The 26281-nt window shown below is 71.0% G+C and carries 27 protein-coding genes; 16 read left to right on the top strand and 11 right to left on the bottom strand.

Translation table 11 applies throughout. From position 1 onward, the window contains the following. The 4 genes from ACIP6U_RS00865 (at position 1) to ACIP6U_RS00850 (ending at position 4056) form a co-directional block, all read left to right on the top strand. On the top strand, positions 1-867 hold the full coding sequence (locus ACIP6U_RS00865; RefSeq protein WP_401710940.1) for a carbohydrate ABC transporter permease: 867 nt from the start codon (positions 1-3) through the stop codon (positions 865-867). Positions 868-908: 41 nt separating this feature from the next. Beyond that, positions 909-1697 (top strand): ThuA domain-containing protein, encoded by a 789-nt coding sequence (locus tag ACIP6U_RS00860; RefSeq protein WP_401710937.1) that lies wholly within the window; start codon positions 909-911, stop codon positions 1695-1697. Beyond that, positions 1694-2833, top strand: coding sequence for a Gfo/Idh/MocA family protein (locus ACIP6U_RS00855; RefSeq protein WP_401710934.1), 1140 nt, complete (start codon positions 1694-1696; stop codon positions 2831-2833). Before ACIP6U_RS00860 ends, ACIP6U_RS00855 begins: the two co-directional genes overlap by 4 nt. A gap of 77 nt (positions 2834-2910) precedes the next feature. Next, positions 2911-4056, top strand: coding sequence for a Gfo/Idh/MocA family protein (locus ACIP6U_RS00850; protein WP_401712857.1), 1146 nt, complete (start codon positions 2911-2913; stop codon positions 4054-4056). 103 nt (positions 4057-4159) lie between these two features. Here ACIP6U_RS00850 and ACIP6U_RS00845 read toward each other — a convergent pair whose 3' ends face one another. Continuing rightward, positions 4160-4966 carry an ArsR/SmtB family transcription factor gene (locus tag ACIP6U_RS00845; RefSeq protein WP_401710931.1) on the bottom strand — a complete coding sequence of 269 codons (807 nt, stop codon included), beginning with the start codon at positions 4964-4966 and terminating at the stop codon, positions 4160-4162. A 322-nt stretch (positions 4967-5288) separates the two neighbouring features. Here ACIP6U_RS00845 and ACIP6U_RS00840 point away from each other — a divergent pair, with 322 nt between their 5' ends. From ACIP6U_RS00840 to ACIP6U_RS00825, 4 genes are all read left to right on the top strand, one after another. After that, entirely contained in the window at positions 5289-6620 is a 1332-nt protein-coding gene (locus tag ACIP6U_RS00840; RefSeq protein ID WP_401710929.1) for a hypothetical protein, read from the top strand. Positions 6621-6765: 145 nt separating this feature from the next. After that, positions 6766-7467, top strand: coding sequence for a transcriptional regulator (locus tag ACIP6U_RS00835; protein ID WP_401710926.1), 702 nt, complete (start codon positions 6766-6768; stop codon positions 7465-7467). Next, on the top strand, positions 7464-8435 hold the full coding sequence (locus ACIP6U_RS00830) for a pyridoxal-phosphate dependent enzyme (protein ID WP_401710923.1): 972 nt from the start codon (positions 7464-7466) through the stop codon (positions 8433-8435). Before ACIP6U_RS00835 ends, ACIP6U_RS00830 begins: the two co-directional genes overlap by 4 nt. A 103-nt stretch (positions 8436-8538) precedes the next feature. Beyond that, entirely contained in the window at positions 8539-8901 is a 363-nt protein-coding gene (locus ACIP6U_RS00825; protein ID WP_401710921.1) for a cupin domain-containing protein, read from the top strand. An 83-nt stretch (positions 8902-8984) separates the two neighbouring features. Here ACIP6U_RS00825 and ACIP6U_RS00820 read toward each other — a convergent pair whose 3' ends face one another. Next, complete coding sequence (locus tag ACIP6U_RS00820) at positions 8985-9959, bottom strand: NAD(P)-dependent alcohol dehydrogenase (protein WP_401710918.1); 975 nt, start codon at positions 9957-9959, stop codon at positions 8985-8987. 197 nt (positions 9960-10156) lie between these two features. Here ACIP6U_RS00820 and ACIP6U_RS00815 point away from each other — a divergent pair, with 197 nt between their 5' ends. Next, positions 10157-10864, top strand: a complete 708-nt coding sequence (locus tag ACIP6U_RS00815) for an SDR family oxidoreductase (protein WP_401710915.1) — start codon at positions 10157-10159, stop codon at positions 10862-10864. A gap of 16 nt (positions 10865-10880) precedes the next feature. On the opposite strand, the gene ACIP6U_RS00810 is transcribed toward ACIP6U_RS00815, so the two are convergent. Next, a complete protein-coding gene (locus ACIP6U_RS00810) occupies positions 10881-12173 on the bottom strand; it encodes a VWA domain-containing protein (protein WP_401712854.1) in 1293 nt (430 codons plus the stop codon). A 59-nt stretch (positions 12174-12232) separates the two neighbouring features. Further along, a complete protein-coding gene (locus tag ACIP6U_RS00805; protein ID WP_401712851.1) occupies positions 12233-13090 on the bottom strand; it encodes an AAA family ATPase in 858 nt (285 codons plus the stop codon). Between the two features lie 139 nt (positions 13091-13229). Between ACIP6U_RS00805 and ACIP6U_RS00800 the strand changes: the two genes are divergently transcribed. After that, complete coding sequence (locus ACIP6U_RS00800) at positions 13230-13799, top strand: TetR/AcrR family transcriptional regulator (protein ID WP_401710912.1); 570 nt, start codon at positions 13230-13232, stop codon at positions 13797-13799. 137 nt (positions 13800-13936) lie between these two features. Here ACIP6U_RS00800 and ACIP6U_RS00795 read toward each other — a convergent pair whose 3' ends face one another. Further along, positions 13937-15247 carry an FtsX-like permease family protein gene (locus ACIP6U_RS00795; protein ID WP_401710909.1) on the bottom strand — a complete coding sequence of 437 codons (1311 nt, stop codon included), beginning with the start codon at positions 15245-15247 and terminating at the stop codon, positions 13937-13939. Positions 15248-15250: 3 nt separating this feature from the next. Further along, complete coding sequence (locus ACIP6U_RS00790) at positions 15251-16036, bottom strand: ABC transporter ATP-binding protein (protein ID WP_401710906.1); 786 nt, start codon at positions 16034-16036, stop codon at positions 15251-15253. A gap of 215 nt (positions 16037-16251) precedes the next feature. Here ACIP6U_RS00790 and ACIP6U_RS00785 point away from each other — a divergent pair, with 215 nt between their 5' ends. From ACIP6U_RS00785 to ACIP6U_RS00760, 6 genes are all read left to right on the top strand, one after another. Continuing rightward, a complete protein-coding gene (locus ACIP6U_RS00785) occupies positions 16252-16830 on the top strand; it encodes a DUF4232 domain-containing protein (RefSeq protein ID WP_401710903.1) in 579 nt (192 codons plus the stop codon). Beyond that, a complete protein-coding gene (locus ACIP6U_RS00780) occupies positions 16827-17195 on the top strand; it encodes a hypothetical protein (RefSeq protein WP_401710900.1) in 369 nt (122 codons plus the stop codon). The genes ACIP6U_RS00785 and ACIP6U_RS00780 overlap by 4 nt, the downstream gene beginning before the upstream one ends. A gap of 61 nt (positions 17196-17256) precedes the next feature. Further along, positions 17257-17937, top strand: coding sequence for an ABC transporter permease (locus ACIP6U_RS00775; protein ID WP_401710897.1), 681 nt, complete (start codon positions 17257-17259; stop codon positions 17935-17937). After that, positions 17934-18605 (top strand): ABC transporter permease, encoded by a 672-nt coding sequence (locus ACIP6U_RS00770; RefSeq protein WP_401710894.1) that lies wholly within the window; start codon positions 17934-17936, stop codon positions 18603-18605. Before ACIP6U_RS00775 ends, ACIP6U_RS00770 begins: the two co-directional genes overlap by 4 nt. Next, the gene (locus ACIP6U_RS00765) at positions 18602-19537 is read left to right on the top strand and encodes an ABC transporter substrate-binding protein (protein WP_401710891.1); all 936 of its coding nucleotides are present in this window, start codon (positions 18602-18604) and stop codon (positions 19535-19537) included. The genes ACIP6U_RS00770 and ACIP6U_RS00765 overlap by 4 nt, the downstream gene beginning before the upstream one ends. A gap of 168 nt (positions 19538-19705) precedes the next feature. After that, positions 19706-20608 carry a hypothetical protein gene (locus tag ACIP6U_RS00760; RefSeq protein ID WP_401710888.1) on the top strand — a complete coding sequence of 301 codons (903 nt, stop codon included), beginning with the start codon at positions 19706-19708 and terminating at the stop codon, positions 20606-20608. Here ACIP6U_RS00760 and ACIP6U_RS00755 read toward each other — a convergent pair. From ACIP6U_RS00755 to ACIP6U_RS00735, 5 genes are all read right to left on the bottom strand, one after another. After that, complete coding sequence (locus ACIP6U_RS00755) at positions 20575-21729, bottom strand: ABC transporter ATP-binding protein (protein WP_401710886.1); 1155 nt, start codon at positions 21727-21729, stop codon at positions 20575-20577. The two genes, ACIP6U_RS00760 and ACIP6U_RS00755, sit on opposite strands and share 34 nt — an antisense overlap. Positions 21730-21816: 87 nt before the next feature. After that, entirely contained in the window at positions 21817-22485 is a 669-nt protein-coding gene (locus ACIP6U_RS00750; RefSeq protein ID WP_401710883.1) for a lactate utilization protein C, read from the bottom strand. Beyond that, positions 22482-23960 (bottom strand): LutB/LldF family L-lactate oxidation iron-sulfur protein, encoded by a 1479-nt coding sequence (locus ACIP6U_RS00745; protein ID WP_401710880.1) that lies wholly within the window; start codon positions 23958-23960, stop codon positions 22482-22484. Before ACIP6U_RS00745 ends, ACIP6U_RS00750 begins: the two co-directional genes overlap by 4 nt. Next, the gene (locus ACIP6U_RS00740) at positions 23957-24712 is read right to left on the bottom strand and encodes a (Fe-S)-binding protein (RefSeq protein WP_401710877.1); all 756 of its coding nucleotides are present in this window, start codon (positions 24710-24712) and stop codon (positions 23957-23959) included. Before ACIP6U_RS00740 ends, ACIP6U_RS00745 begins: the two co-directional genes overlap by 4 nt. 85 nt (positions 24713-24797) lie before the next feature. Beyond that, complete coding sequence (locus ACIP6U_RS00735) at positions 24798-26276, bottom strand: rhamnulokinase family protein (RefSeq protein WP_401710874.1); 1479 nt, start codon at positions 26274-26276, stop codon at positions 24798-24800. Positions 26277-26281: the final 5 nt, after the last annotated feature.

Genomic DNA, 26281 nt, shown 5'->3' with positions numbered 1-26281 from the left:
ATGGCAACTGTCACGCACACACCGGTCCGACCGGCCACGCCCCCACCCGTCCACCGGCGGCGCTCCCGGCGGCCCTGGCGATACACCGCGATCGGCGCGCTGATCCTGGCCGTGATGCTGTTCCCGGTCTACTGGATGGTCAACGTCTCCCTCCAGCCGGCCAACACCGCGGTCAGCACACCCTGGTTCCCGACCCACCTGAACCTCGACGGCTACACCACCGCGCTGAGCCAGCAGGGGTCGAACCTCCTGACCAGCCTGCTCGTCGCGGTGGGGAGTGTGGTGTTCAGCCTGATCATCGCCAGCCCGGCCGCGTACGCGCTCGCCCATGTCGACGCGCGCTGGGTCGGGCCGGTGCTGTTCGGGATCCTGATCAGCCAGATGGTCCCCGGCATCGTCGTGGCCAACGCCCTCTACAGCGCGTACAACGACCTCGGGCTGCTCAACTCGATCCCCGGCCTGGTCCTGGCCGACTCCACCGCGGGCATCCCCTTCGCGATCCTGATCCTGCGGGCCTTCATGGGCAACATCCCCGCCTCGGTGATCGAGGCGGCTCGGGTGGACGGGGCGGGGAGGGTCCGGGCGTTCGTTTCGATCGTCCTGCCGATGAGCAGGAATGCCCTCATCACCGCGGGGCTGTTCACCCTCCTGTTCACCTGGAGTGACTTCCTCTTCGCGCTGACCCTGACGACGACCGAGGACGTCCGCCCCGTGACCCTCGGCCTCTACCAGTACCTAGGCGCCCACGTCAGCGACTGGAACGCGGTGATGGCCACCGCGACCCTCGCCTCGGTCCCGGCTCTCGTCCTGCTCCTGGTGGCACAGCGCTACATCGCCACCGGCGTGACCGGCGGAGCCGTCAAATGACCCGCCCCCAGGGCGACTTCGGAGAAAGGCAGAACACTCCTGTGACCACGTCTTCCGCACCGCCCCCGGCCCCGATCCGCGTGACCGTGTGGGGGGAGAACCGCCACGAGAAGATCGAGGAGCACGTGGCCAAGATCTACCCGCAGGGCATGCACACCACGATCGCCGAGGGCATCAAGGAGAACCTCGGCGACGCCTGCGCCGTACGCACGGCCACGCTGGACGACCCCGAACACGGCCTCGCCGAGGAGGTGTTGGCCTCGACCGACGTCCTCACCTGGTGGGGACACGCGGCACACGCCGAGGTGTCCGACGAGGTCGTCGAACGGGTGCACCGGCACGTGCTGTCGGGCATGGGCCTCGTGGTGCTGCACTCCGGCCACTGGTCGAAGATCTTCGTCAAGCTCATGGGCACCAGCTGCACCCTGCGCTGGCGCAACGAGCACGACCGCGAGCTGGTGTGGACGGTGAACCCGACTCACCCCATAGCCCAGGGAGTTCCGCATCCGCTCGTCGTCGACGAGGACGAGATGTACGGCGAGTTCTTCGACATCCCCGTTCCGGACGAGCTGGTCTTCGTCAGCTCGTTCACGGGCGGCGAGGTGATCCGCAGCGGCTGCACCTTCCGCCGCGGCCACGGCAGGATCTTCTACTTCAGCCCCGGTGACCAGGACTACCCCGTCTACCACAACAAGGACATCCGACGGGTGATCGCCAACGGCGTCCAGTGGGCGCGCACGGACCGGCCCGAGCGCGCCGTACCGGTGCTGCTGCGCTACGACACCGACGACTTCTTCAACGGCGTGGACTACTTGGGGCCGCTTCGATGACCCACCGGACGATTCCCTGCGGGCCCGACAACCCCCTGCGCGTGATCGTGGTCGGCGCCGGCTCCATGGGACAGCAGTGGCTGACCACCGTCACCGCCGCACCCGAGGCCGAACTCGTCGGCATCGTCGACCTCGATCTGGACGCGGCCCATCGGTCGGCCGCCGCTGTGGGCCTGCCGGACCTCCCGGTCGGCACCGACGCTGTCGCGCTCGCGGCCGACACCGGCGCCCAGGCCCTCGTCAACGTGACGGTCCCGGTGGCCCACCACCCCGTCACCACCGCCGCGTTGTTCGCCGGACTGCCCGTCCTCGGCGAGAAACCGATCGCCGACACCCTGGCCCACGCCCTGTCCCTGGCCGCCGCGTCCGAGGTGAGCGGCGAGCTGTTCATGGTGAGCCAGTCACGCCGCTGGAACCCCCAACTCTTCGCCCTGCGCGCGATGTTGGGAGAACTCGGCGCGATCGGCACGCTGACGACCGAGTTCTTCAAGGCACCGCACATGGGCGGATTCCGCGAGGAGATGGCGTACCCGCTGCTGATCGACATGGCCATCCACGCCTTCGACTCGGCCCGCTTCCTGCTCGGCGCGGACCCGGTCTCCGCCTACTGCCAGGCGTACAACCCGCCGTGGAGCTGGTACGCCGGCGACGCCGCCGCGAGCGCCGTCTTCGAGATGGAGAGCGGTGCGCGCTATGCGTACAACGGGAGTTGGTGCAGTCCGGGCGCCGAGACCTCATGGAACGGGGTGTGGCGGGCGAGTGGCGAGAAGGGCTCGGCGCAGTGGGACGGCGACCACGAGCCCGTGCTCGTCGCCGACGTACAACCCGCCGAGCGGCCCCGCTCCCCGTACTCCGACATCGCCGGGGCGCTGCGGGTCTTCGTCGAGTCGCTGCGGACCGGCAGCGTGCCCATGGGCGAGGTGCACGAGAACACCATGAGCCTGGCGATGGTCGAGGCCGCGGTGGAGTCCGCCAGGACCGGCCGGCGCGTACTCGTCGACGACGTGCTCGACCAGGCGTACGCGGCGGCCCTGGGTGAGGAGAGCCGCCCCGACGTACGCGCCGCCCTCGCCGCCTGGCCGTCGGTCCGCGGCGCCCTCGGCCCGCACCGGACACCGCCCGCCGCGTCCGCCTGACGCCCTACCGATACGGAGATCCCGTGCCCCGCCCTTCGCCCGACCCCGTGCCCGGCCGCCCCTGCCTCGGGGTGGCGATGATCGGCCACTCGTTCATGGGAGCCGTGCACTCCCAGGCCTGGCGCACCGCACCTCGAGTGTTCGACCTGCCCTTCGACGTCGACATGACCGTCGTCTGCGGCCGTGACCCCAAGGGCACGGCGCGGGCCGCCGAGCGGCTGGGGTGGGGCGACTGGGCGGTCGACTGGCGGCAGGTGGTGTGCCGCGACGACGTGGACGTCGTCGACATCTGCACGCCCGGCGACTCGCACGCCGAGATCGCGATCGCCGCCCTGGCCGCCGGCAAACACGTGCTGTGCGAGAAGCCCCTCGCCAACACGGTGGAGGAGGCCGAGCGGATGGCCGCGGCAGCCCAGGAGGCCGCGGAGGCGGGCGTCCGGTCGATGGTCGGCTTCAACAACCGGCGGGTCCCCGCGCTGGCCCACGCCGCGTGGCTGATCGCCGAGGGCGTGATCGGCAAGGTGCGGCACGTCAGAGCCCAGTACCTCCAGGACTGGATCGTCGACCCCGAGTTCCCGCTGGTGTGGCGGCTGCGGAAGGAGAAGGCCGGTTCCGGCGCGCTGGGCGACCTCGGCTCGCACGTCATCGACCTGCTCCAGCACCTGACCGGCGAGCGGCTCACCGGAGTCTCGGCGGTACAGGCCACATTCGTCACCGAGCGCCCGCTGCCGACGGAATCCAGCGGGCTGTCGGCGAGTGCGGGGGAACAGCGCGGCCAGGTGACCGTCGACGACGCGACCGCGTTCACGGGTCGGCTGGAAGGCGGTGCCCTCGTCGTGGTCGAAGCGACGCGTTTCGCCACGGGACGCAAGAACGCCATGCGGATCGAGGTGAATGGATCACGAGGGTCGCTCGCCTTCGACTTCGAGGCGATGAACGAGCTCCAGCTGTACGACGCCACCGATTCGGAGACGGAGGCGGGATTCCGCCGGATCCTGGAGACGGATCCCGAACACCCGTACCTGAGCGCCTGGTGGCCGCCCGGTCACGGCTTGGGCTACGAGCACGCGTTCGTCCACCAGGTCCACGACTTCCTGACGGCGCTGGCGGAGGACGGGAGCCGGCCGAGCCCGTCGTTCGCCGACGGCCTCCAGGTCCAGTGCGTGATGCGGGCCGTCGAACGCAGCGCCGCGGACTCCTCACGCTGGACGAGCGTCGACTGATCGGCGGGGGTGCGGTGCGCGAGTGTTCGCCTCGCGCGCGTGGCGGACCGAGCAGCACGCGCGCGGGGGCTGCAAAAGCTTGGCGCGCGCGTGAGCGGCACCTTCACCCCGTGTCGAGCAGCCGCAGCCCCAGCGGGGTCGCCGAGTGCAGGACGTATTTGCCGGCCCGTTGGCTGTCGACCAGGCCGCCCTCGCGCAGCACGCCGAGCTGGTGGCTGACGCTCGGCAGGGAGAGGCCCACCGCCTCGGCGACCTCGGAGGTGGTCCGGCCCTCCCGCTCGGCCACGTCGGCCAGGACCGCCGCACGCGTGCGTCCCAGCAGACGTACGAGCGACTCCCCGGTCCGGCGCGAGACGTCCAGCGGGGTCTTCGACACCGGGTACACGAGCACCGGCGCCAACTCCGGGTCCGCCAGCGCGGTCGGCCGGCCCCAGCAGAAGTACGAGGGGACCAGCAGCAGCCCGCGCCCTTGGAGATGCAGGTCGCGGTCCACGGGGTAGTCCACCTCTAGGACCGGGGAGCGCCAACGGGCATGCGGATGCAGCCCGTTCAGGAGCGCGACGGTGCCGCCGTCCAGGAGCGTCTTCGTGCGCCGGTCGAGGTCGTCGCCGACCATCGCGCGCACCTGGGACCAGTGCGGCTCCACCAGGGTGCGGAAGTAGACCCCCAACGCGCGCGTGAGGGCGGCCAGGCCGCCGTCGCCGGGGCGGCCGAGCCCGGTGGTCCAGGCGGGCAGCGAACGGGTCCCGCTCAACCGCGTCAGCTCGCGCACCACGCGTCGGCGCGGAGTGGCACGCACCTCGTCGAGGCCGGCGGTCAACTCCGCGCCGGAGATCGGGGGAGTGAGGAAATCGGGGATGTAGCCCACGCTGGGGATCAGTGACCGCAGCGGCTGCAGGGCCTCTCTCAACGCCGGTTCACCGGCGATTCTCGAACGCGCCGAACGACGCCACTGACCGAATTCCAGCGGTCCCTGTCCGGTCTTCAGCCGACACATACTGCAGACCAGCTCCCACAGCGGGTCCGGGCGCCGCAGGATCCGGATGCTCTGCAGGTCGTGGGGGGTGAAATGAATACGGAGCATTACGTCCTCGTTCGCTGGGAACATGCCGGACGCGAGCCGCCCTGCTCCCGCCCGGCGATTCCCGTTATATCAACGAACGCAATTCCGTGGCCCCTTCATGCCCGGCCGCCCGAACCCCGTTGTCAGTGGCGCGTCCTACGCTCGAAGCATGACCTACAGCGTCTGGCACAGGGGCCTCGGAATCACGCTCGACCTCACCGAGGCCGATCTCGGGCACCCGGAATACCCGGGGCTGCTCGACGAGATCTACGGCAATTACCAGCCGGATCTTCTGTACTGCCTGGAAGCCCATGAGGACGAGGGCTTCATCTGCCCCGGCTTCATGGCCATCCGCAAGGTCGACGGCCGTCCGCACGGGATGCATGTGGCCAAGGGCGAGCGCCCCGAGACGAAGGCCGAGAGCGATCTCCACAAGGCACTCGAGGAATACACCGCTCAGGTCGCCGGGGGAGAAGGGTTCCGCGTCACCCGCCCGGACGGCGGCCGGCGCGGGAAGCGGCGCACGGACGTGACCGTGGAGGGCACCGACAGCAGGCGGTTCGGCTACGAGATCCAGCTCTCGGCGATCGCGGGCGGATCCGTCGACGAGCGCACCCGCGGCGCGCGCGAGGCCGGGCTCACCCCGCTGTGGCTGGTCAACAACGAGAACGCGATCCCCATCGACCGCGCCCCCTGGGCCCGGCTGAACGTACAGAGCTGGCGTGACGTGACCGACCGCGCGGCCCTGCCGGTGCGCGGCGGCATCAAGCAGCTGCACATGTCCCGCTGCGACTGGACCAACCCGGTCCCGTGCCCACGCCAGGGCACCAGCAGGTGCGGCGGCCGGCACGGGCTGTGGGAACCGGTGCGCGGTCTCTACTACGACGACGTCATCCGGCGCACGGCCACCGGTGAACTCGTCTCGCTCTACCTGCCCCACCCGGCGGGCCGCCGCGGCTGGCACATGTGGGTCACCCCGGCGGACAAGGAGGAGTTCCTCGAAGGCCGCCCGGAACCCCTGCCTGGGGTGCCGACGCAGCGCCGGGGAGGAGCGGCGGATCCCGTACGCCGACCACTCGATCCGGGGAGCGGGGACGGCGCGGAGGCGGACGTCCGGGCGGAGCTCGCGCGGGCGCGTGACGACGAACGGCCCCTCGACGCCTCGCTGTGGCACACGGAACCGCCCTCCTGGGAGTTCTCCCGGCCGTTCACCGTGGGCGAGTTCGTCATACCCGGCGATCTGGTCGCCGCCCGGCGCACCTTCACCAGGGCGCTGGCCCACTGCCAGGACATCGCCTCGCACCTGCCCAGCGGCGCCGATGTCGCGGCGGGGCGGGCCGAAATCACGGGCGAGCAGCGGGAGCGGCTGTCGGACGCGCGTGAGCGGTGCCGCCGGCTGGCCGAGGAGATGCACACCCACACCTGGTGGGAGACGGTCGGCGACCGGCACGCGGCGAGGGAGGCGCTGGTGCACGCGGCGACACACGACTCGGTGTCCTAGGCGGACGGCGTCTCGAGTGCGGCGGCGCCTCGGACAGGTCCTGGACTTTTAGTCCAGAGCTTGGACATGTAGTCTAGTTCTCGGGCGCGGCCCGGAACCACCGGAGCCGCCGAACCACAGAGCCGCGGAAGAACGGGGGCACGTCATGGTCGCCGACAAGGCACAGGCGCTCACCGTCGAACGCGACGCGATCATCGCCGCCCTCGGACCGGTCGTCGACGGCCTCGTGGCGACCTTCGGGCCGATGTGCGAGGTGGTCCTGCACGACTACCGGCGGCCCGAGAAGTCCGTCGTCGCCCTCGCCGGCTCGGTCACCGGACGGGCCGTGGGCGGGTCGATGAGCGAGATCGGCCTGCGGATCGTCGCCCGCGGCGACGCGGCGGCCGACGACCTCAACTACGTCACCCGCACCCCGACCGGCCGACTCGTGAAGTCGTCCACGATGGTCCTGCGGGACTCCACGAGCGCGGTCTTCGGCGCGCTGTGCGTCAACGTGGACATCACCGCCGTAGGAGAGGCCCACGCACTGCTCGGCGCGCTGGCCGGCCTCGGCCGGGGCGCCACCGAGGCGCCGGTCACCACCTTCGGCAACGACGTCGACTCCGTCGTGGACGCCATCCTCGACACCCACCTCGCCGGCCAGCACCGGACCTGGGCCGGGTTGGACCGCGCCGGACGGCTCGACCTGTTCCGGGGCCTCGACGAGCACGGCGTGTTCGCGGTGCGCCGCGCCGTCGAGCAGGTCGGCGCCCGCCTCGGCATCTCCCGCGCCTCCGCCTACAGCTACCTCTCCCAGGCCCGCGCCGCCGCGGCCTCGACGCCCGATCCCGATGGAGGACCCGCGTGACGACCACCACCCCGCCGATCACCCTCGACGCCGTCCGTGACGCCGCCGCACAGATCAAGGGCATCGCCCACCGCACCCCCGTGCTCCGCTCCCGCACCCTCGACGCGCTGGTCGGCGCCGAGGTCCACATCAAGTGCGAGAACTTCCAGCGGATCGGCGCCTTCAAGTTCCGCGGCGCCTACAACGCGGCCTCCCGGCTCACCCCCGAGGAACTGGCCCGCGGCATCGCCGCCTACTCCTCCGGCAACCACGCCCAGGCGGTCGCCCTGGCGGCCCGGGAGCTCGGCAGCACCGCCGTCATCGTCATGCCCGAGGACACCCCGCGCTCCAAGCGGGACGCCACCGCCGGATACGGCGCCGAGATCGTCACGTACGACCGCTACACCGAGGACCGCGTCGCCGTCGGCGAGGCACTGGCCGCCGAGCGCGGCCTCGCCCTCATCCCGCCGTACGAGCATCCGCACGTGATGGCGGGACAGGGCACCGCGGCGCTCGAACTCCTCGAGGAGACCGGGGAGTTGGACGCGCTCGTCGTGCCGGTCGGTGGCGGTGGCCTGATCGCCGGGAGTGCCACGGCGGCCAAGGGCCTGCACCCCGGGATCCGGGTGATCGGTGTCGAGCCGGAGGCCGGGGACGACACCAAGCGGTCCCTGGAGGCGGGGAAGCGGGTCGGCATCCCGGTGCCGCGCACCATCGCCGACGGCCAGGCCGCGGACATCCCCGGCGAGCTGACGTTCTCGGTGAACCAGCGGCTCGTCGACGAGATCGCCCTGGTGTCCGACGACGAGATCCGGGCCGCGATGCGGTTCGTGTTCGAGCGACTGAAGATCGTCGTGGAGCCGAGCGGGGCGACCCCGCTGGCCGCGCTGCTCAGCGGGCGGGTGGGTGCTCTGCCGCGCCGGATCGGCGTGATCGTCTCCGGCGGCAACATCGCCGCCGACCGCTTCGCGGAGCTGTGCGGCCACTGATCGGTGCGCAGGGTGGGCGCCTGCCGGCATCCCCCGAATGGCGCCATCCGTTTGACAGACCGACGATGGAGTGGTGGGCGGGTTCGAACGGAAGGGAGCGGTCATGATCGAGATCAAGTCGGTGGACAAGCCCGACGAACGGCGCGATTTCCCGCGCGGCCACCTGGAAGCGGTCCATCTCACCGGGCTCGACTTCGCGGTGGGCACCTTCGAACCCGGCTGGCGCTGGTCCGAGTCCGTGGCGCCCATCGCCGGCACGGAGAGCTGCCAGGTCCATCACAACGGCTACGTCGTCCAGGGACGCATGGGCATGCGCATGGAGAACGGCGGTGAGAGCGAGGTCGGACCGGGCGACGTCTTCGTGGTTCCGCCCGGGCACGACGCCTGGGTGATCGGCGACGAACAGGTCATCGTGTACGACTTCGCCGGCGGTATGGCCCAGGAGTACGCGAAGGCGAAGGACTAGGCGCCGCGTTCGTCGCGTTCCGTCCGGAAGGTCGCAGAAAAGGTCGGAGAACAGGCTCTCGCGCGGCCCTTCTCGCGGCGTTCTCACACCGTGATGACGATCTTCGAGCGCGCGTGCTCCACCTCCATGTGCCGCATGGCCTCCGGCACTTCGCTCAGTGGATAGGTGCGCTCGACGACCGGCGAGAGCTGCCCGGACTCGGCGAGCCTGCGCAGCTCCGCCAGGTTGGCCTTGCTCTGTTTCGCGGGGAGTTCGCGCAGCCGCTGACGGACGAAGGGCGCGGCCAGCCGCCCCTTGATGAAGAGCGCCATCGGCCCGATCAGACTGCCGCCCTCGTAGAAGCCCCCGCCGGACAGGACGAGCGTCCCGGTGGGTGTCAGGGCGCGCCGGAAGTCGGTCAGTGAGCGGTTGCCCACCAGGTCCAGGACGACGTCGTAGCGGAGCCCGGCCCGGGTGAAGTCCTCCTGCGTGTAGTCGACGACGTGGTCCGCGCCGAGCGAGCGCACCAGGTCCACGTTCCGGGTGCTGCACACGCCGGTCACCTCGGCGCCGTACGACTTGGCGATCTGCACGGCGAACGTGCCCACACCGCCGGACGCGCCGTTCACCAGCACCGACTGCCCCGCCTCGACCCCGGCGACGTCCCGCAGGCCGATCAGCGCGGTGTTCGCCGCGAGCGGTACCGCGGCCGCCTGCTCGAAGGTGAACCCGGCCGGTTTCACGTCCACCGAGTGGTCGGCGGCGCAGACGAACTCCGCGAACGCGCCGTCGGCCTCGCCGTACACCTCGTCCCCGGGCCGCAGCCCCTTGACCGCGCTGCCGACCGCCTCCACGCGCCCGGCGAAGTCCCGGCCCCTGATCCGCGCCTTGGGCCGGCCGAACCCCATGCTGAGCCGCGCGATCCTCGGATCGCCGCGCATGAAGTGCCAGTCGTAGGCGTTGACCGAGGCCGCGAGCACCCGCACCAGCACCTCGCCCTCGTCCGGCACGGGCTGGTCGACCTCCTTGAACTCCAACGTGTCCGCCGAGCCGTACCGGTCCTGAACGACTGCCTTCATGGGATCCCCCTCCATCACTGGGGAGAGTAGGGAAATTCCGCCGCCCCCGATATCCGGGACGAGCCCTACGTCTCCGGGATGACGCGCGCTCCCGCTTGCCCTTGGAAACCGATCGGTTTACTGTGGTCGAGACATGGAAACCGATCGGTTTCCAGTCGGTCCGCCCATCCAGTGTTCGCACAGTCGGGAGAACTCCCATGACCACCATCGAAGGTTCCGTCGCCCTGGTCACCGGCGGCAGCCGAGGCATCGGCAAGTCGCTGGTCGAAGCCCTCTACGAGCGAGGTGCCAAGAAGGTGTACGCCACCGCCCGCGACCCGCGCACGGTCACGCACCCGGACGCCGTGCCGCTGGCCCTCGAGGTGAGCGACCCCGACTCCGTGGCGGCCGCCGCCGCGCAGGCCCAGGATGTGACCCTGCTCATCAACAACGCGGGCGCGTCCGTGAACGCGAACTTCCTGGACTCGCCCATCGAGGACGTCCGCCGCGAGTTCGAGACCAACTTCTACGGACCGCTGCTCGTCACCCGCGCCTTCGTTCCCATCATCGAGCGCAACGGCGGCGGACACATCCTGAACTTCCACTCCGTGCTGTCCTGGGTCGGCCTCCTCGGCTCCTACAGCGCCTCCAAGGCGGCCCTGTGGTCCCAGACCAACTCCCTGCGCCTGGACCTGAAGCCGCGCGGCATCGAGGTCACCGGTCTGCACGTCGCGTACGTCGACACGGACATGGCCGCCCACGTCGACGCGCCCAAGTCCACTCCCGAGAGCGTCGCCGCCCAGGCCCTCGACGGTGTCGAGGCCGACGCCTGGGAGGTGCTCGCCGACGACCTCACCCGCCAGGTCAAGGCCGGCCTGGCCGTCGACCCCTCGGTGCTCTACGCACAGGTCGCCGCCCAGGTGTAGTGGCGCGTCAGGGCGCTCACACCGGCAGCAGACGCGCCACCAGCGCGCCGAGCTGCCGGGCGTTGCGGCACTCGAACATCTCCACCAGACCGGCGTAGTCGAGTGCCGCGGAGTCGCCCGTGCCCCACTGGGTGCGCGGCTCGGGGTTCAACCAGTAGACGCGGCGGGCCCGTTCGGACACCCGTCGGACGGCCGCCAGGTTCGGGTCGCTCATGTTCGTGCGGGCGTCACCGAGCACGAAGACCGTCGTCCGCGGGCCGACCGCGTCGCCGTAGCGCTCGGCGAACTCGCCCAGAGCGACGCCGTAGTCGCTGCTCTCGTGCCAGCCGGTGAGCGTGGCCTGGGTCCTGATGTGGGCGCCCAGGCCCTCGGGGTCGGCCGTGCCGTGCGTCAGGAGGCCGGTCACCTCGTCGATCCGGTTGACGAAGGCGAACGTCCGCACCTTGCTGAACTGGTCGTGCAGCGCCTGCACCAGCAGCATCGTGAAGTCCGAGAAGCCGGACACCGAGCCCGACACGTCGCACAGCAGGACGAGTTCGGGCCGCACCGGCCGGCGCCTGCGCAGCACCGGCTTCATCGGCACCCCGCCCGTGGACAGCGAGCCGCGCAGGGTGCGCCGCAGATCGATGGTGCCCCGCGCGGCCCGGCGCCGACGCGCCGCGAGCCGGGTGGCGAGCTTACGGGCCAACGGCTGTACGGTCCTGCGCAGTTCGGCGAGCCGGTCCTTGCCGGCGTACAGGAAGTCCACCCGGTCCGCCGTCGGCGCCACCGCGCGCCGGGCCAGCTCGTCCCGGTCGCGCCGCTCGGCGACCCGTCGCCGCGCCTCCGCCGCCACCAGCCGCCGGAACGTCTCGATGCGCCGCCGGATCTCGTCGTCGAGCAACCGGTCCGAGAACCCCGAACTGCCGTCCCGCGCACGGACGTCGTCACGGACCCGGGCGAACAGCGTCTGCGGTCTGATCCGTTCGAGCGTCTGGTACGAGGACCAGCCGTCCGACCGCGGTGACGTGCCGTAGCCGCCGAAGCCGTCGACCGCCTCCGCCGCCAACTGCCCCATCAGCGCGACGTCTTGGGCGGCCAGCGCTGCCGCGAGCCGGTCCCGCAGGTCCTCCCGGCCGGCGGACTCCGTCTCCGGGGCGCCGACGCCCCGCGGGAAGTACAGGTCGAAGACGGGGTCGAACACCTGGCGCTGCGCCGGGCCGTGCAGCAGCGTCGCGGCCAGCCCCTCGCGCAGCAACTCGCGGTCGGCGAGGCCCAGTTCGGCCATCGCCTGGGCCGCGTCGACGGTCTCGCCGGTCCCGATGCGCATGCCGTGCGCGCGCAGCGCCCCGACCAGCGAGGTCAGCCGGTCGGCGACCCCGGGGGCGGTCACACGGCGTCCAGGTCGAGCTTGGCGGCGGCCTTGAGGACGTCGTCCTGGTGCTTGAGGAGAACGCCCAGGGTGTCCCGTACGACGGTCTCGTCGAGGGTGTCGGCGCCGAGTGCGAGCAGGGTGCGCGCCCAGTCGATGGTCTCGGCGACCGAGGGGACCTTGCGCAGGTCCATGGCGCGCAGCGCGCCGACCACCCGGACCACCGACGCGGCCAGCGTCTCGTCCAGGGCGGGCACCTTCAGCCGTACGATCCGGCGCTCCAACTCCTCGTCGGGGAAGCCGATGTGGAGGAAGAGGCAGCGGCGGCGCAGGGCCTCGGACAGCTCGCGGCTCGCGTTGGAGGTGAGGACGACGAAGGGGCGGCGGGTCGCGGTGACCGTGCCGAGTTCGGGGACCGTGATCTGGAAGTCGCTGAGCACCTCCAGGAGGAGGCCCTCGACCTCGACGTCCGCCTTGTCGGTCTCGTCGATCAGCAGCACCTTGGGGTCGTCCCCGCGGATGGCGGTCAGCAGCGGACGGGGGAGGAGGAACTCCTCGCTGAAGATGTCCGTGCGCGTCTCGTCCCAGGACTCGTCCCGTCCCGCGCTGATGCGCAGGAGCTGCTTGGCGTGGTTCCACTCGTACAGCGCCCGGGACTCGTCGACGCCCTCGTAGCACTGCAGCCGGACCAGCCGGGCGTCCGCCACCTCGGCCACGGCCTTGGCGAGCTCGGTCTTGCCGACTCCGGCGGGTCCCTCCACCAGCAGCGGCTTGCCGAGCCGGTCGGCCAGGAAGACGGTCGTGGCCACCGCGGGCGAGGCGAGATAGCCGGTCTCGGCCAGACGCGCGGAGACGTCGTCGACGGATGTGAACAGCAACGGGGCCTCCAGGTCGGCGCGGCGCGGAGTCACTATCTAAGCGCTTGTTCACCCAGTCTGTCACGGGTCCCCGGGACCGCCCCAGCCGGATACCGATCGGTTTCCATACCGGCCCTCGCGGAGGTAACCTCGGTGTATGACCACGACAGACAAGGCGTCGACGAAGGACCGGCTGCTCGACGCGGCGGCCGAGCTCTTCTACCGCGACGGCGTCTCGATCGGTGTCGATGCACTGTGCCGGGAGGCCGGCGTCTCGAAGCGGTCGATGTACCAGCTCTTCGCCGGCAAGGACGAGGTCCTCGCCGCGAGCCTGGAGCGGCGCGCTCCCGAGGTCGCGGCCCAGCTCGCCGAGGGGCTGGAGCAGGTTGTCACTCCGCGGGAGCGCATCCTGCACGTCTTCGAGCGGTCCGAGTGGCTTTCGACCGGCCCCGACTACCAGGGCTGTCCCTTCCTGGCCGCGCTGGTCGAACTGAAGGACCCCGAGCATCCGGCGAGCAAGGTCGCCGGCATCGCCAAGCAGCAGCTTCAGGACGGGTTCCGCGCCGAGGCGGAGCGCGGTGGCGCATCGGACCCGGAGTTCCTGGCCCGGCAGCTGATGCTCGTCTACGACGGCGCGAGCGCCCGCGCCGGCGCCCGGATCGAGACGCTGGACGGGCTGAGCATCGCGACCGCGGCAGCGCTGCTTGACGCGGCCGGCGTGAAGTAGCAGGGCCGGGGGCGCGGCAGCCGAGTGCCGGCCGGGCACAGACGAAGGGGCGGCCGCCGAAGCAGCCGCCCCTTGCCGAGGTCGCGGAACCGGTTCCGGGGACCGCCGAAGCCGTCGGCCCCCGGTACGGACACCCGTCACGCGGCGACCGCCACCGCCCCCACCGCCGGGGCGCGCAGCACGCGCCGTGCCGTCGTCAGGCCCGTCCCCAGCGTCACCGCCGTCGCGACCGCGACGACCGCGAGCCAGATGCCGAGCCACTGGTCGGGAAGCACCGCATCGGACCGGACGACCGTGAACGGGACGACCCCCGCCAGCGCGGCCACCGTGCCGAAGACGACACCGACGACGGTCAGCAGCAGCCCCTCGGCACCCACAACCGCCAGCACCTGCCGGGGAGTCGCGCCCGCCAGGCGCTGCTGCCCGAACTCCCGGCTGCGGTAAGTCGTCGCCGCGTAGAGGGAGTTGACCAGCATCACGCAGACGAAGACCACGATGATGCCGACGACCGTGAGGTTGAGCGTCTCCAGGTTCTTGTCCTCGACGGACTTCTTCAGCCCCGAGGCGGCCACCGCGTCGCTCTCCACCGCCTGCATCGTCAGGGTCGCCGAGGCCACCGCCGTGAACAGCACCAACGACATGAGGATCCCGGCCAGTTGACCGGTCCGCTCCCGCAGGTTCCGCACGGCGAGCCAGCCGGCCGCACCGGACAGCGGCAGCCGGTCGAGCACCGCCTTCAGCAGCCGCGGCGACAGCAGCGCGAACCCCACCGACAGCAGGATCGCCCCGTAGGCCGGTGCCGCCATGAGCGCCGGGTCCGTCGCCGAGAACGCGAACGTCGACATCACCGACACGGCACCGACGGCCAGTGCCGCCCAGGCGAGGAACGTCCGTGCCCGCCCCCGCGGTTCACTCCGCCGCGTGGCCCGCCGTACGGCCAGGAACGCGGCCCCCGCCGCCGCGAGCAGCGTGATGTCGACGCCCGACATCAGCGCGACCGTGCCGAAGGAGTACTCGACCGACCCGGAGACCTGACCGCTGTCCTGGAACATGTCCAGCAGCCATCGCCCGCCGAGCATCGCAGGACCGATCGCCAGCACCGCGCCCACCAGGGCCACGACCGCCGCCTCACCCACGATCATCCGCTTCAGTTGTGCCGGAGTCGCCCCCGAACTGCGCAACAGCTCCAACTCGGCAGCCCGCTGGCGCACGTTGACCGTGAGCGTGGAGGCGACCGCGAAGAACACCAGCAGCGTGCCGTAACCGCCGACGACGCTCGCGGTGGTGGTCAGCGTGTCCCGGCTCACCGAGTCGACACCGGTCCCCGCGGCCGTGTCGTGCAGGGAGTTGAACGTCATGATGATGGTCGCGCCCAGGAACGCCGACAGCAACGTGGCGAGGAACCGCCCGGGACGCTGCCGTATCGACCGCATGGCCAGTACGAACATCGCTCACACCCCCACCGTCACGTCGTCGCCCAAGTGCGCGAGGCGCTCGGCCACCGCGTCCGCGGTCGGTGCGTCGAGCCGTCCGACCAGCCGGCCGTCCGCGAGGAACAGCACGGAGTCGGCGTAGGAGGCGGCGACCGGGTCGTGCGTCACCATTACCACGGTCCGGCCGTGCACCTGGACCGCCTCCCGCAGCAGCCGCAGCACGTCCCGCGCGCTGCGGGTGTCCAGTGCGCCGGTCGGCTCGTCCGCGAAGATCACCCGCGGCTCGGTCACCAACGCCCTTGCGATCGCGACCCGTTGGCGCTGACCGCCGGAGAGCTGAGCGGGACGGTGGCCGAGCCGGTCGCCGAGACCGACCTGTTCGAGAACCTCCCTGGCCCGCCGCCGGTCGACGCGCCGACCGGCCAGCTTGAGCGGCAGCACCGTGTTCTGCGCCACCGTCAGCGTCTCCAGCAGGTTGTACTGCTGGAACACGAACCCGATCCGCCCGCGCCGGAACTTCGTCAGCTCGGCCTCGCCGCCGCCCGTCAGCTCCGTACCGTCCACCTGCACGATCCCGCTGTCCGGCCGGTCCAGGCCGGCCGCGCACTGCAACAGCGTCGACTTGCCCGAGCCCGACGGCCCCATCACCGCGGTGAAGGTGCCCCGGGCCAGCCCGAGCGTGACACCGTCGAGCGCGGCCACGGCACCCTCGTCGCTGCCGTACGTCTTGCTCACCTTCACCAGCCGCAGTGCCTCGGCGGCGGGTCCCTTGTCGTGACCGCGCCGCGATCCCGTACGAAACATCGTCATCACTCCCCGTCCGGCACGCCCTGTGCCCTGGTGAAGAACCTACGGAGAGCGAGGTCGGAGCACATGGGGCGCAGAACCCGTATCGCGGGGTGTACTCAGCGACACCCCTCGGGTGGTCCTGCGGTCGTCGGGGAGGCTGTGACAGGTCTGTGACCGGAGGTATGGCTTCCGTCACAGCCTTCCTGACTCCGTCTTGATCGACTCTGCGGATGCGGAGAAGCGTGCTCGACGCGATGTTGACGACGGCGGTGGGACTGGTCGTCGGCGCGGTCATCTGGACGGTGACGGACGTGGTGTACGACGCGCCCGCCGCCGCGGCGCAGAAGCCGGAGCCGACCTGTCCGCGGGACGGCGTCCGTGTCACCGCGGGCCCGGTGGAGGCGGCCCTCGGCCTGCGGGCCATGGACCTCAAACTGGAGAACTGCGGCACCCGCACCTACCGCGTCGAGGGCTACCCCGGCCTCCGGCTCCTCGACCAGGATCAGCAGACGATCCCCGGCATCTCCGTCATCCACGGCAGCGGCGGCATCGCCACGGTGGCCACGTTCGACGAACCGCCGAAAGCCGTGACCCTGGCGCCCGGAGAAACCGCTTCCGCCGGTCTGCTGTGGCGCAACACGACCACCGGCTTCGACGGCGCGACTGACGTGCCGTACCTGACGGTCGAGGCGCATCCCGGCGCGCTCCCGCTCCTCGTGGCACCGGACGGCGGCCTCGACCTCGGGACCACGGGCAAGCTCGGCGTCAGCCCCTGGCACACCGCGACCGGCGACGGAGGCACCCGATGACCGCCCACGACACCGCCGCCACCCGGTTCACGCGGCGCCTCCTGCGCCGCTCGCCCGAACACCGCCGGGCCGACGGCATCACCTGCGCACTGCTGATCTCCCTCGACGTCCTCCTCGTCGCGGGGATCCTCCTGCTGGGGACCGAGGGCATCTTCACCGAGGACTGGATGCCCTACCCCGGGATGATGGACGCCACGGCCTTCTCCTACCAGCACGACTGCGTGGTGTTCCTCTGCCGGGTCGAGGCCGTGACCGTCGGCCTGGCGATCGCCTGCCGCCTCTGGATCACCGCCGGCGCGCAACTCGTCGTCCTCACCTCCGCGGCCGCCTTCGTCGCCTCGCTCTCGACCTACTGGAACCCCTGACCGCCGCCCGTACGGGTCACCACAACGCGCCGACACCCGCCCCGCCGGATCCAATGGACCCGTGACCGCGCCCCCGGACGACTGCCTCGCGCGCAACGAGTGGATCTGCGGTGAGTATCTGAGCACCCGCCGCCACATCCTCTTCGACGCCGTCCTCCAGCATCTCCAACTGACCGCGATCTCGGTGCTCATCGGGCTCGCGCTCGCCCTCCCGCTGGCCGTCGTGGCGCGCCGCTGGGGCTGGGCGGCCGGTCCGGTCCTCGCTCTGACGACGATCCTTTACACGATCCCGTCCCTGGCGATGTTCTCGCTGCTCCTGCCCGTCTACGGCCTGTCGAAGAGCCTCGTCGTCGCCGGACTCGTGCTCTACTCGCTGACCCTGCTCGTACGGAACATCCTGGCGGGCCTGCGCGCGGTCCCGGCGGAGACGAGACAGGCCGCGCGCGGCATGGGCTACGGCCCGATCCGCCTCCTGCTCACCGTCGAACTGCCCCTCGCCCTGCCCGCCGCGATGGCCGGACTGCGCATCGCCACGGTCTCGGCGGTCTCCCTGGTCACGGTCGGCGCGATCGTCGGTTTCGGCGGACTCGGCAACCTCATCTACGCCGGGATGAACACCTACTTCAAGGCGCAGGTGCTCACCGCCTCCGTGCTGTGCGTGGTCATCGCGATCGTGGCCGATCTGCTCCTGCTCGGTGTGCAACGCCTGCTCACCCCCTGGACCAGGGCGGCCCGCGGATGAAGACACTGACCGACGCCTGGGACTGGCTCACCGACTCCGCCCACTGGTCGGGCGACGACGGCATCTGGCACCGGCTCGCCCAGCACCTCGTCCTCACCGTCGTCTGCCTGGTCATCAGCTGCCTGATCGCCCTGCCGATCGCGCTCGTCCTGGGCCATCTCGGCAAGGGCGGAGCGCTCGCGGTGAACATCTCCAACATCGGCCGCGCCGTCCCGACCTTCGCCGTCCTCGTCCTCCTCCTGCTGACCCCCATCGGGAAGTGGGGCGAGGGCCCCACGGTCGTCGCCCTGGTGCTGTTCGCCGTACCGCCCCTGCTCACCAACGCCTACGTCGGCATGCGCGAGGTCGACCGCAGCATCGTCCAGGCCGCGCGCGGCATGGGGATGACAGGCCGGCAGATGCTGTTCCGCGTCGAACTGCCCCTCTCGCTCCCGATGCTCATGAACGGTGTGCGGATCGCCGCCGTCCAGCTGGTCGCGACCGCGACGATCGCCGCGCTGGCCGGCGGGGGAGGGCTGGGGCGGATCATCACGGCCGGGTTCAACCTGGCCAGTACGGCACAGGTGGTGGCCGGCGCCGTGCTGGTCGCCGTGTTCGCGCTGGTCGTCGAGGGGATCTTCGAGACGGTGGAGAGACTGTCGCCGCGCTGGGCCAGGGGCGAGCGGTGAGGCGGGCCTTGGCCCTGGCGGCCGTACTGCTGCTGGCGGGCTGCTCCACCGGCCCGTCCCTGGAGAACCAGAACGCGGTCACCGAGCCGCCCGGCGACAGCCACCATCTCACCATCGGCTCGGCCGGATTCACCGAGAGCGACCTGCTCGCCCAGATGTACTCCCTGCTCCTCAAGCAGGCCGGATACAAGACGTCCCTGCTGACCGTCGCCAACCGGGAACTGTACGAACCCGCCCTGGAATCAGGGCAGATCGACGTCGTCCCCGAGTACGCGGCCACCTTCGCCGACTGGCTCAACGCCAAGACCAACGGAGCCGACGCGCCGCCGGTCGGCTCGCCCGACCTCGACGCCACGATGAAGGCCCTGCGCCGACTGGCCACACCCCGAGGCCTCACCGTCCTCGCCCCCGGCCGGGCGGTCGACCAGAACGCCTTCGCCGTGAGCGCCTCCTACGCCAAGCAGCATGACCTGAAGACCCTGAGCGACCTGGGCGCGTCCGGGTTGAAGGTGCGGCTCGCGGCGGGCGACGAGTGCGTCCAACGGCCATACTGCGAACCGGGGTTGAAGAAGACCTACGGCATCGACATCACCGCCGTCGACCCCAAGGGCGTCGGCACCACCCAGGCCAAGCGGGCCGTGCAGAGCGGCCAGGACCAGATGGTCCTCACCACGACGACCGACGCCACCCTCTCCGAGTTCGGCCTCGTCCTCCTCGCCGACGACAAGCACCTCCAGAACGCCGACTACGTCGTCCCGGTCGTCAACCGCTCCCGGGCGGGCGGCGAAGGAGTCACCAAGGCGCTGGGCAAACTGAACGACGTCCTCACGACGGCCGACCTCGCCGCCATGAACCAACAGGTCGACAGCTGGCGGCGGTTGGCCGAGGACGTGGCACGGACCTATCTCAAGGACAAGGGTCTGCTGGACTGAGAACCTGCCGGATCGTCAACCTGCCTTCTCCCGGCCCGCGATGCGGTGACGATGCCGTGACCGTATTGGTGCGGTACGGGCGTTCCGAGCACCCGCCCGTGGCGGTACATGTCCTGTATGACGGACAACGGGGGAATCCACCGGACTCGGTGGGAAAGAGCGTGCGCAGTGATCGAGGGGGCACCGACCGAACGGCACCCGCAGGAGCTGCTGGTCGGCGTGGAGCCCGAACTCGCCCAGGACATGGCCCAGTTCCGCAAGGTGTACCCGAAGCGGCAGCTGGAGCTGGAGTACCTCTACGGAGCGGCCCAGCGGGCCTTCGAGGAGCGCACCAGGGAGGCGTTGAAGATCACGCTGGACCGGTTGGTGCGGACCGTTCTCAACGACCCGCGACTCTATGACGCGCCGGGCGACGAGGACTTGGGCGACTACCTGGACCGGGAGATCGACGGCGTGTGGGCGCGGCTGTGCCAGGACGAGGCGGTCGCGGTCGTCCGGGGGCTCAACATCGGTCTCACCATCGGCGGCGTGTGCAGCTTCCTGCTGCTGTGCGTGCCGCTGCTGGCCGGGGTGAAGGTGCTGGGCCTGATCGACGTGTCGCTGAACTGCAACGACCGCTGGAGCCTGCTCGGCGCGTTCGTGTGCGGCGGGGTCGGCTCGCTGGGCGCCGTACTCAGCGTGCTGCTGCGGGTGCGGTGCAGCGAGGAACCGCTGCGGCGGGGCAAGTTCACGCACAAACTGGCGATCGCCCCGGCCCAGGTGTCGCGCAGCCTGCGCCACGAGGGCGTCTACCGCGTCATGGTCGGCTGGATCCTGGCGCTCGCCGTGTACTTCCTGCTCAGCACCGGCTGGGTCACGGTGATCGACATGCCGGCCACCACCGCCGAGATCTGCGCCACCGGCAGCGAGGCCGCGTCGAAGGGCACGGCGTTCTGGGGCTTCTGGTGCGCGATCGGGTTCCTCGCCGGGTTCAACGAACGGTGGGCCTTCGGCATGCTGAACCGCCCCGAGACGCGGGGCAACCGGTCCCGCAGGCGTCAGGCGTCCGCCACCGAGTCGAACGACACCTGATCCCGCGGCACGCCCAGCGCGTCCGCGTCCACCGACCGGCGCAGCGCCTCGTGCAGCTTCGCCGGGGTCAGCACGCCCAGGAAGCGGGCCTCGTCCAGCACGGCGACCCAGCCGGCGTCGTGCTGGAGCATCACGCCGAACGCCTGCTTCAGAGGCGCGCCGACCGGGACCCAGGCGTTCATGCGCCGTGCGCGGTCGCCGACCGTACCGTCCGAGTCGAGGTCCTCGATACCGACCCAGCCGTGCAGATCGCCGTGCGTGTCGAGGACGACCGCCCAGCGCGCCCCGTCCGCCCGCAGCCGCGCCGCCGCCCGCCCGGCCGGCTCGTCGACGCGGGCCACCGGCGGCTGCTCCAGGTCCTCGGCCTCGATCGCGGTCACCGACAGCCGCTTCAGCCCGCGGTCGGCGCCCACGAACTCGGCGACATACGGCGTCGCCGGCGTGCCCAGCACCGCCCCCGGGGTGTCGAACTGCTCGATGCGCCCCTGCCCGTACACGGCGATACGGTCGCCGAGCCGCACCGCCTCCTCGATGTCGTGCGTGACCAGCAGCACCGTCTTGCGCACCGCGGCCTGCATCCGCAGGAACTCGTCCTGCAACTGCTCCCGCACCACCGGGTCGACGGCCCCGAACGGCTCGTCCATCAGCAGCACCGGCGGATCGGCGGCCAGCGCCCGCGCCACGCCGACCCGCTGGCGCTGGCCGCCGGAGAGCTGGTCGGGATAGCGCGGCCCGTACAGCTTCGGATCCAGGCCCACCAGATCGAGCAACTCGGCCGCCCGCGCCCGGGCCTTCGCCCGCTTCCAGCCGATCAGCGCCGGCACGGTCGCCGTGTTGTCGAGGATCGTCCGGTGCGGAAAGAGCCCCACCTGCTGGATGACGTACCCGATGCGCCGCCGCAGCCGCACCGGATCGACGGCCGCGATGTCCTCGCCGTCCACGAGGATCCGGCCCGAGGTCGGTTCGATGAGCCGGTTGACCATCATCATGGTCGTCGTCTTGCCGCAGCCGGACGGGCCCACGAGCGTGACGAGCTCACCGTCGGACACCTCGAAACTCAGGCCGTCCACCGCCGTCGTACCGTCCGGATACCGCTTGGTGACCTGTTCGAACCGGATCATGCCCTCACGCTAGCCGCGCGGCTTCCCACCCGCGCCCCGGCAGGCCCGGGGCCGGGCGGATGGATGAAGCCGCTGGTGAACGGGCCCCTAGGCGTCGTCCCCAGCACCCGGCGGACCGCTCACCAGCACCACCTCCAGGGTGCGCGGACCGTGCACCCCCTCAACCCGGTCCAGCTCGATGTCACTGGTCGCCGACGGACCGGAGATCCACGTCAACGGGCGGGTCGGGTCGAGGCGTTCGAGAGCCTGGGGTACCGAGGAGACAACCTGGTCCGGGACCCGTACGACGCAGATGTGGTGGTCGGGGATGAGGGTGATGCGGCGGCGGCCCTGGTCGGGGGAGCCGTCGAGGACGATGGTGCCGGTCTCGGCGATCGCGATGGCGCAGCCCGTGACCACACTCTCGACCTTGTCCAGCTCGTGCGGGGTGCTCACGGCGCGGTCGTGGACGCGGGTCGGATCGGCGGCCGACATCCACTCGGGCGGCAGCCCTGGCGGTACGAGAACGTACTGGGGCCCGCGCTCGGCGAGCAGCCGCATGATCAGGTACGGCAGGTCATCAGTGTCGGTGCGGTGGACGATCGCCCGGTAGTCGGCGAGGTTCTCGGCCAGTAGGTCTACCGTCGCCGCGACGCTCAGGTTGCCGTGCTGGTGCAGGTAGTCGCGCTGGACTGCCTGTTCGTAGGGGGTGTTGTCGGGTGGTACGTCGGTCAGTGCGCGTCGTACCCGGCCCAGGATCCGTTCCCTGCTGCTCACTTGGCGCCGTCCTTTCCGCCGTTCGTGCGCTGCCACCAGTCGCGGAAGGGTTCGGGAGGCAGGGTCGGCAGATCCCGGCTGCTGCTCCAGGCCTTGCCTGGCCCGGGGAGGGTGCGGGGGTGGAAGCGGCGGGTGCGGGAGGCGAGCCGCTGCCCGGTGCGTAGTGCGCCGGGGCGGGCGAAGGCCCAGCGGGCGGCGCGCATGGCGGTGCGTTCGGCGGCGTGTCCCTTGGCGGGTTTGAGGACCACCTTGTTGCCCTCGCGGACTACTTCCCCGCCTTCCACGATGCGTTCGCGCAGGTGCACCAGTACTTCAGGGATGTCGATGGCGACCGGGCAGACCTCGTAGCAGGCGCCGCACAGGGAGGAGGCGTAGGGGAGGGAGGCGTCGATGTCGCTTGCCGTGCCCCGTAGTTGGGGGCTGAGGATGGCGCCGATGGGGCCCGGGTAGACGGAGCCGTAGGCGTGGCCGCCGGCCCGTTCGTAGACGGGGCAGACGTTGAGGCAGGCGGAGCAGCGGATGCAGCGCAGGGCCTGGCGGCCGACCTCGTCGGCGAGGGTGTCGGTGCGGCCGTTGTCGAGCAGGACCAGGTGGAAGGTCTGCGGCCCGTCCTCATCTGTCGTGCCGGTCCACATCGACGTGTAGGGGTTCATGCGCTCGGCGGTCGAGGAGCGCGGGAGGGTCTGTACGAACACCTCCAGGTCCTGCCAGGTCGGCAGGATCTTCTCGATGCCGACGACCGAGATCAGCGTCTCGGGCAGGGTCAGGCACATGCGGCCGTTGCCCTCGGACTCCACGACGACGAGTGTCCCGGTCTCGGCGATCATGAAGTTGGCGCCGGAGACACCGACCTTGGCCCGCAGGAACTTCTCCCGCAGGTGCAGGCGGGCGGCTTCGGCGAGTTCGGCGGGTGTGTCGGTGAGTCCGTCGGGGGCCGGGCGGCCCCATTCGCTCATCTCGCGGGTGAAGATGTCGCGGATCTCGCCGCGGTTGCGGTGGATGGCGGGGACCAGGATGTGGGAGGGCCGGTCGTGGCCCAACTGCACGATCAGCTCGGCGAGATCGGTCTCATAGGCCCGGATTCCCTCGGCTTCCAGGGCTTCGTTGAGGCCGATCTCCTGGGTGGCCATCGACTTGACCTTGACGACCTCCGACTCGCCGGTCTCCTTGACCAGTTGGACCACGATCCGGTTGGCCTCGTCGGCGTCGGCTGCCCAGTGGACGGTGCCGCCGGCCGCGGTGACGGCCTCCTCCACCTGCACCAGATAGCGGTCGAGATGGAGGAGGGTGTGGTCCTTGAGCTGTTTGCCCGCCTCGCGCAGCGCCGCCCAGTCGGACACCTCCGCCACGGCCTTGGCTCGTTTGGCGCGGATGGTGTGGGTGGCGTGGCGCAGATTGCCGCGCAGGGTCTGGTTGTTGACGGCCTCGTGCGCGGCGACCGGGAAGGCCGGCATGCCAACAAAAGTCCCGCTCATGCCGTCGGCTCCTCTTCCGTGCTCGCCAGGATCTCGGCGATGTGGACCGGCCGCATCCCGGTGCCGAGGCGGGTCATGGTGCCGCCGATGTGCATCAGGCAGGAGTTGTCGGCCGCGCACAGTACTTCCGCCCCGGTCGATGCGGCGTTGCGGACCTTGTCCGCGCCCATCGCCGCCGACACATCCGCGTTCTTCAGCGCGAAGGTCCCGCCGAAGCCGCAGCACTCGTCGGCGCCCGGCAGTTCGACCAGCTCGAGTCCCTTGACGGACTGGAGGAGTCTGCGCGGACGGTCGCCCAGGCCCAGGCTGCGCAGGCCGTGGCAGGTCGGGTGGTAGGTGACGGTGTGCGGGTAGTACGCGCCCACATCCGTCACCCCCAGCACGTCCACGAGGAACTCCGTTAGTTCGTACGTCTTGGGCACCACCGGCGCCAACGTCACCGCAAGGCTGTCGCCCCGCCCCTCGGCGCGGGCCCGCTCGCCCATCCGCGGGTACAGCTCGCGCACCATCGCCCCGCACGACCCGGACGGCGTCACGATCGCCTCGTAGTCGCCGAATACATCGGAGAAATGCCGGGCCAGCGGTTCTGCCTCGTGGCGGTAGCCGGTGTTGTAGTGGGCCTGTCCGCAGCAGGTCTGGGTCATCGGGAAGTCGACCTCGACGCCCAGCCTGGTCAGCAGTTTCACCACGGCACGCCCGGTGTCGGGATAGAGCGTGTCGTTGACACAGGTCAGGAACAGGGCGACACGCATCGCGGCTCCTAGCGATCGATCATCGGATGAGTGCAGCGTAATGCGGCGATGCAGTCTGGGGGAGTCCCCGTCTTCTTCCGGCCCGTCACCTTCCGGTGAGCCTGACCTGTGCCTCGTGCCATCGTGCGGTGTCGCCCCGCGGCTCGTAGCGGGTGAGCGGTTGGGTACGGGTGAGCAGGCGTCGCATGGCCGGAAGGTCGCCGACCAGCCCGTGCGCCCTGGCCTGCACGAGCACGTTCCCGAGAGCCGCCGCCTCCGTCGGGCCCGCCACCACCGGCAGCCCGCAGGCGTCGGCGGTGAGCTGGCACAGCAGCGCGTTGCGGGTGCCGCCGCCGACGATGTGTACGAAGTCGACCGGGTGGTCGGCCAGCCGCTGGGCGTCCTCCACGGCCCTGCGGTGGGCCAGGGCGAGCGAGTCGAGAATGCAGCGCGTGATCTCCGCGGGCGAGGCGGGCACCGGCTGCCCCGAGGCACGGCACGCCTCGGCGATCCGCTCCGGCATCCGGCCCGGCGCCAGGAAGGTCTCGTCGCCCGCGTCCACGACCGACCGCAGCGCCGGCACCTCGGCCGCGCTCAGCAGCAACGCCCCCAACTCCGGCTCGCCCCAAGCCCGTACGCACTCCTGGAGCAGCCACAGACCCATGATGTTGCGCAGATAGCGGACCGTGCCGTCCAGCCCCAGCTCGTTGGTGAAGTTGGCGGCCCGGCTCTCCTCGGTCAACACCGGCGCCGGCAGCTCGAGTCCGGCCAGCGACCAGGTGCCGGTGGAGATGTACGCGAAGCGCTCGCCCTCGGCGGGTACGGCGGCCACGGCACTCGCCGTGTCGTGCGACCCGACCGCCGTCACCGGCACCGGACCCTTGAGGCCGGTCTCCTCCAGGACCTCGGCGCGCAGCACTCCGGCCGGGTCACCGGGCTGTCGCAGGGGCGCGAACAGGCCGAGGTCGATGCCCAGTCGGGAGGCGACCTCGTGGGACCAGTCGCGGGTGCGGGGATCGATGAGCTGGGTGGTCGAGGCGTTGGTGAGCTCGGTGCCCTGTTCGCCGGTGAGCCAGTAGGAGAGCAGGTCGGGGACGAGCAACAGGCGGCGAGCGTGGGCTAGTTGGTCCGTGCTGCGGGCGGCCACCAGTTGGTAGAGGGTGTTGAAAGGCGCGTACTGGAGTCCTGTCGCCGCGTACAGCTCCTCTGCCGGCAGGGTCGCCCACACCTTCTCCGCGATGCCCTCGGTGCGGGGGTCCCGGTAGTGGACGGGGTTGCCGAGCAGCGCGCCGTCGGCGTCCAGCAGGCCGTGGTCCACGGCCCAGCTGTCGATGCCGACGGAATCGAGGCGGCCACCGCACTGGGCACCCGCGGCCCTGAGCCCGTCCAGTACGCCCGCGTACAGCCCGAGGATGTCCCAGCGCAGCCCCTCGGGTACGCGCACGGGCCGGTTGGGGAAGCGGTGGGCCTCGGTCAGCTCCAGGCTGTCGGGCCCGACGCGGCCGACCATGACGCGCCCGCTGGACGCGCCGAGGTCGACCGCGGCGTACGCGTGCGGGGCCGTCACCGCAGTTGCCTGTGCCATCTCTG

It is taken from the genome of Streptomyces sp. NPDC088794 (assembly GCF_044750545.1).
Lineage (GTDB): Bacteria > Actinomycetota > Actinomycetes > Streptomycetales > Streptomycetaceae > Streptomyces.
This window is presented reverse-complemented; position numbering and strand designations above follow the sequence as displayed.

What these genes read in the sequence shown, in the direction of transcription:
- ACIP6U_RS00770 (WP_401710894.1), top strand. Translation starts at nt 17,934, where the DNA reads ATGAAGACACTGACCGACGCCTGGGACTGGCTCACCGACTCCGCCCAC.
- ACIP6U_RS00740 (WP_401710877.1), bottom strand. Translation starts at nt 24,712, where the DNA reads ATGCGTGTCGCCCTGTTCCTGACCTGTGTCAACGACACGCTCTATCCC.
- ACIP6U_RS00795 (WP_401710909.1), bottom strand. Translation starts at nt 15,247, where the DNA reads ATGTTCGTACTGGCCATGCGGTCGATACGGCAGCGTCCCGGGCGGTTC.
- ACIP6U_RS00790 (WP_401710906.1), bottom strand. Translation starts at nt 16,036, where the DNA reads ATGTTTCGTACGGGATCGCGGCGCGGTCACGACAAGGGACCCGCCGCC.
- ACIP6U_RS00815 (WP_401710915.1), top strand. Translation starts at nt 10,157, where the DNA reads ATGACCACCATCGAAGGTTCCGTCGCCCTGGTCACCGGCGGCAGCCGA.
- ACIP6U_RS00810 (WP_401712854.1), bottom strand. Translation starts at nt 12,173, where the DNA reads ATGCGCATCGGGACCGGCGAGACCGTCGACGCGGCCCAGGCGATGGCC.
- ACIP6U_RS00745 (WP_401710880.1), bottom strand. Translation starts at nt 23,960, where the DNA reads ATGAGCGGGACTTTTGTTGGCATGCCGGCCTTCCCGGTCGCCGCGCAC.
- ACIP6U_RS00800 (WP_401710912.1), top strand. Translation starts at nt 13,230, where the DNA reads ATGACCACGACAGACAAGGCGTCGACGAAGGACCGGCTGCTCGACGCG.
- ACIP6U_RS00755 (WP_401710886.1), bottom strand. Translation starts at nt 21,729, where the DNA reads ATGATCCGGTTCGAACAGGTCACCAAGCGGTATCCGGACGGTACGACG.
- ACIP6U_RS00865 (WP_401710940.1), top strand. Translation starts at nt 1, where the DNA reads ATGGCAACTGTCACGCACACACCGGTCCGACCGGCCACGCCCCCACCC.
- ACIP6U_RS00780 (WP_401710900.1), top strand. Translation starts at nt 16,827, where the DNA reads ATGACCGCCCACGACACCGCCGCCACCCGGTTCACGCGGCGCCTCCTG.
- ACIP6U_RS00735 (WP_401710874.1), bottom strand. Translation starts at nt 26,276, where the DNA reads ATGGCACAGGCAACTGCGGTGACGGCCCCGCACGCGTACGCCGCGGTC.
- ACIP6U_RS00855 (WP_401710934.1), top strand. Translation starts at nt 1,694, where the DNA reads ATGACCCACCGGACGATTCCCTGCGGGCCCGACAACCCCCTGCGCGTG.
- ACIP6U_RS00835 (WP_401710926.1), top strand. Translation starts at nt 6,766, where the DNA reads ATGGTCGCCGACAAGGCACAGGCGCTCACCGTCGAACGCGACGCGATC.
- ACIP6U_RS00820 (WP_401710918.1), bottom strand. Translation starts at nt 9,959, where the DNA reads ATGAAGGCAGTCGTTCAGGACCGGTACGGCTCGGCGGACACGTTGGAG.
- ACIP6U_RS00785 (WP_401710903.1), top strand. Translation starts at nt 16,252, where the DNA reads ATGCGGAGAAGCGTGCTCGACGCGATGTTGACGACGGCGGTGGGACTG.
- ACIP6U_RS00850 (WP_401712857.1), top strand. Translation starts at nt 2,911, where the DNA reads ATGATCGGCCACTCGTTCATGGGAGCCGTGCACTCCCAGGCCTGGCGC.
- ACIP6U_RS00840 (WP_401710929.1), top strand. Translation starts at nt 5,289, where the DNA reads ATGACCTACAGCGTCTGGCACAGGGGCCTCGGAATCACGCTCGACCTC.
- ACIP6U_RS00825 (WP_401710921.1), top strand. Translation starts at nt 8,539, where the DNA reads ATGATCGAGATCAAGTCGGTGGACAAGCCCGACGAACGGCGCGATTTC.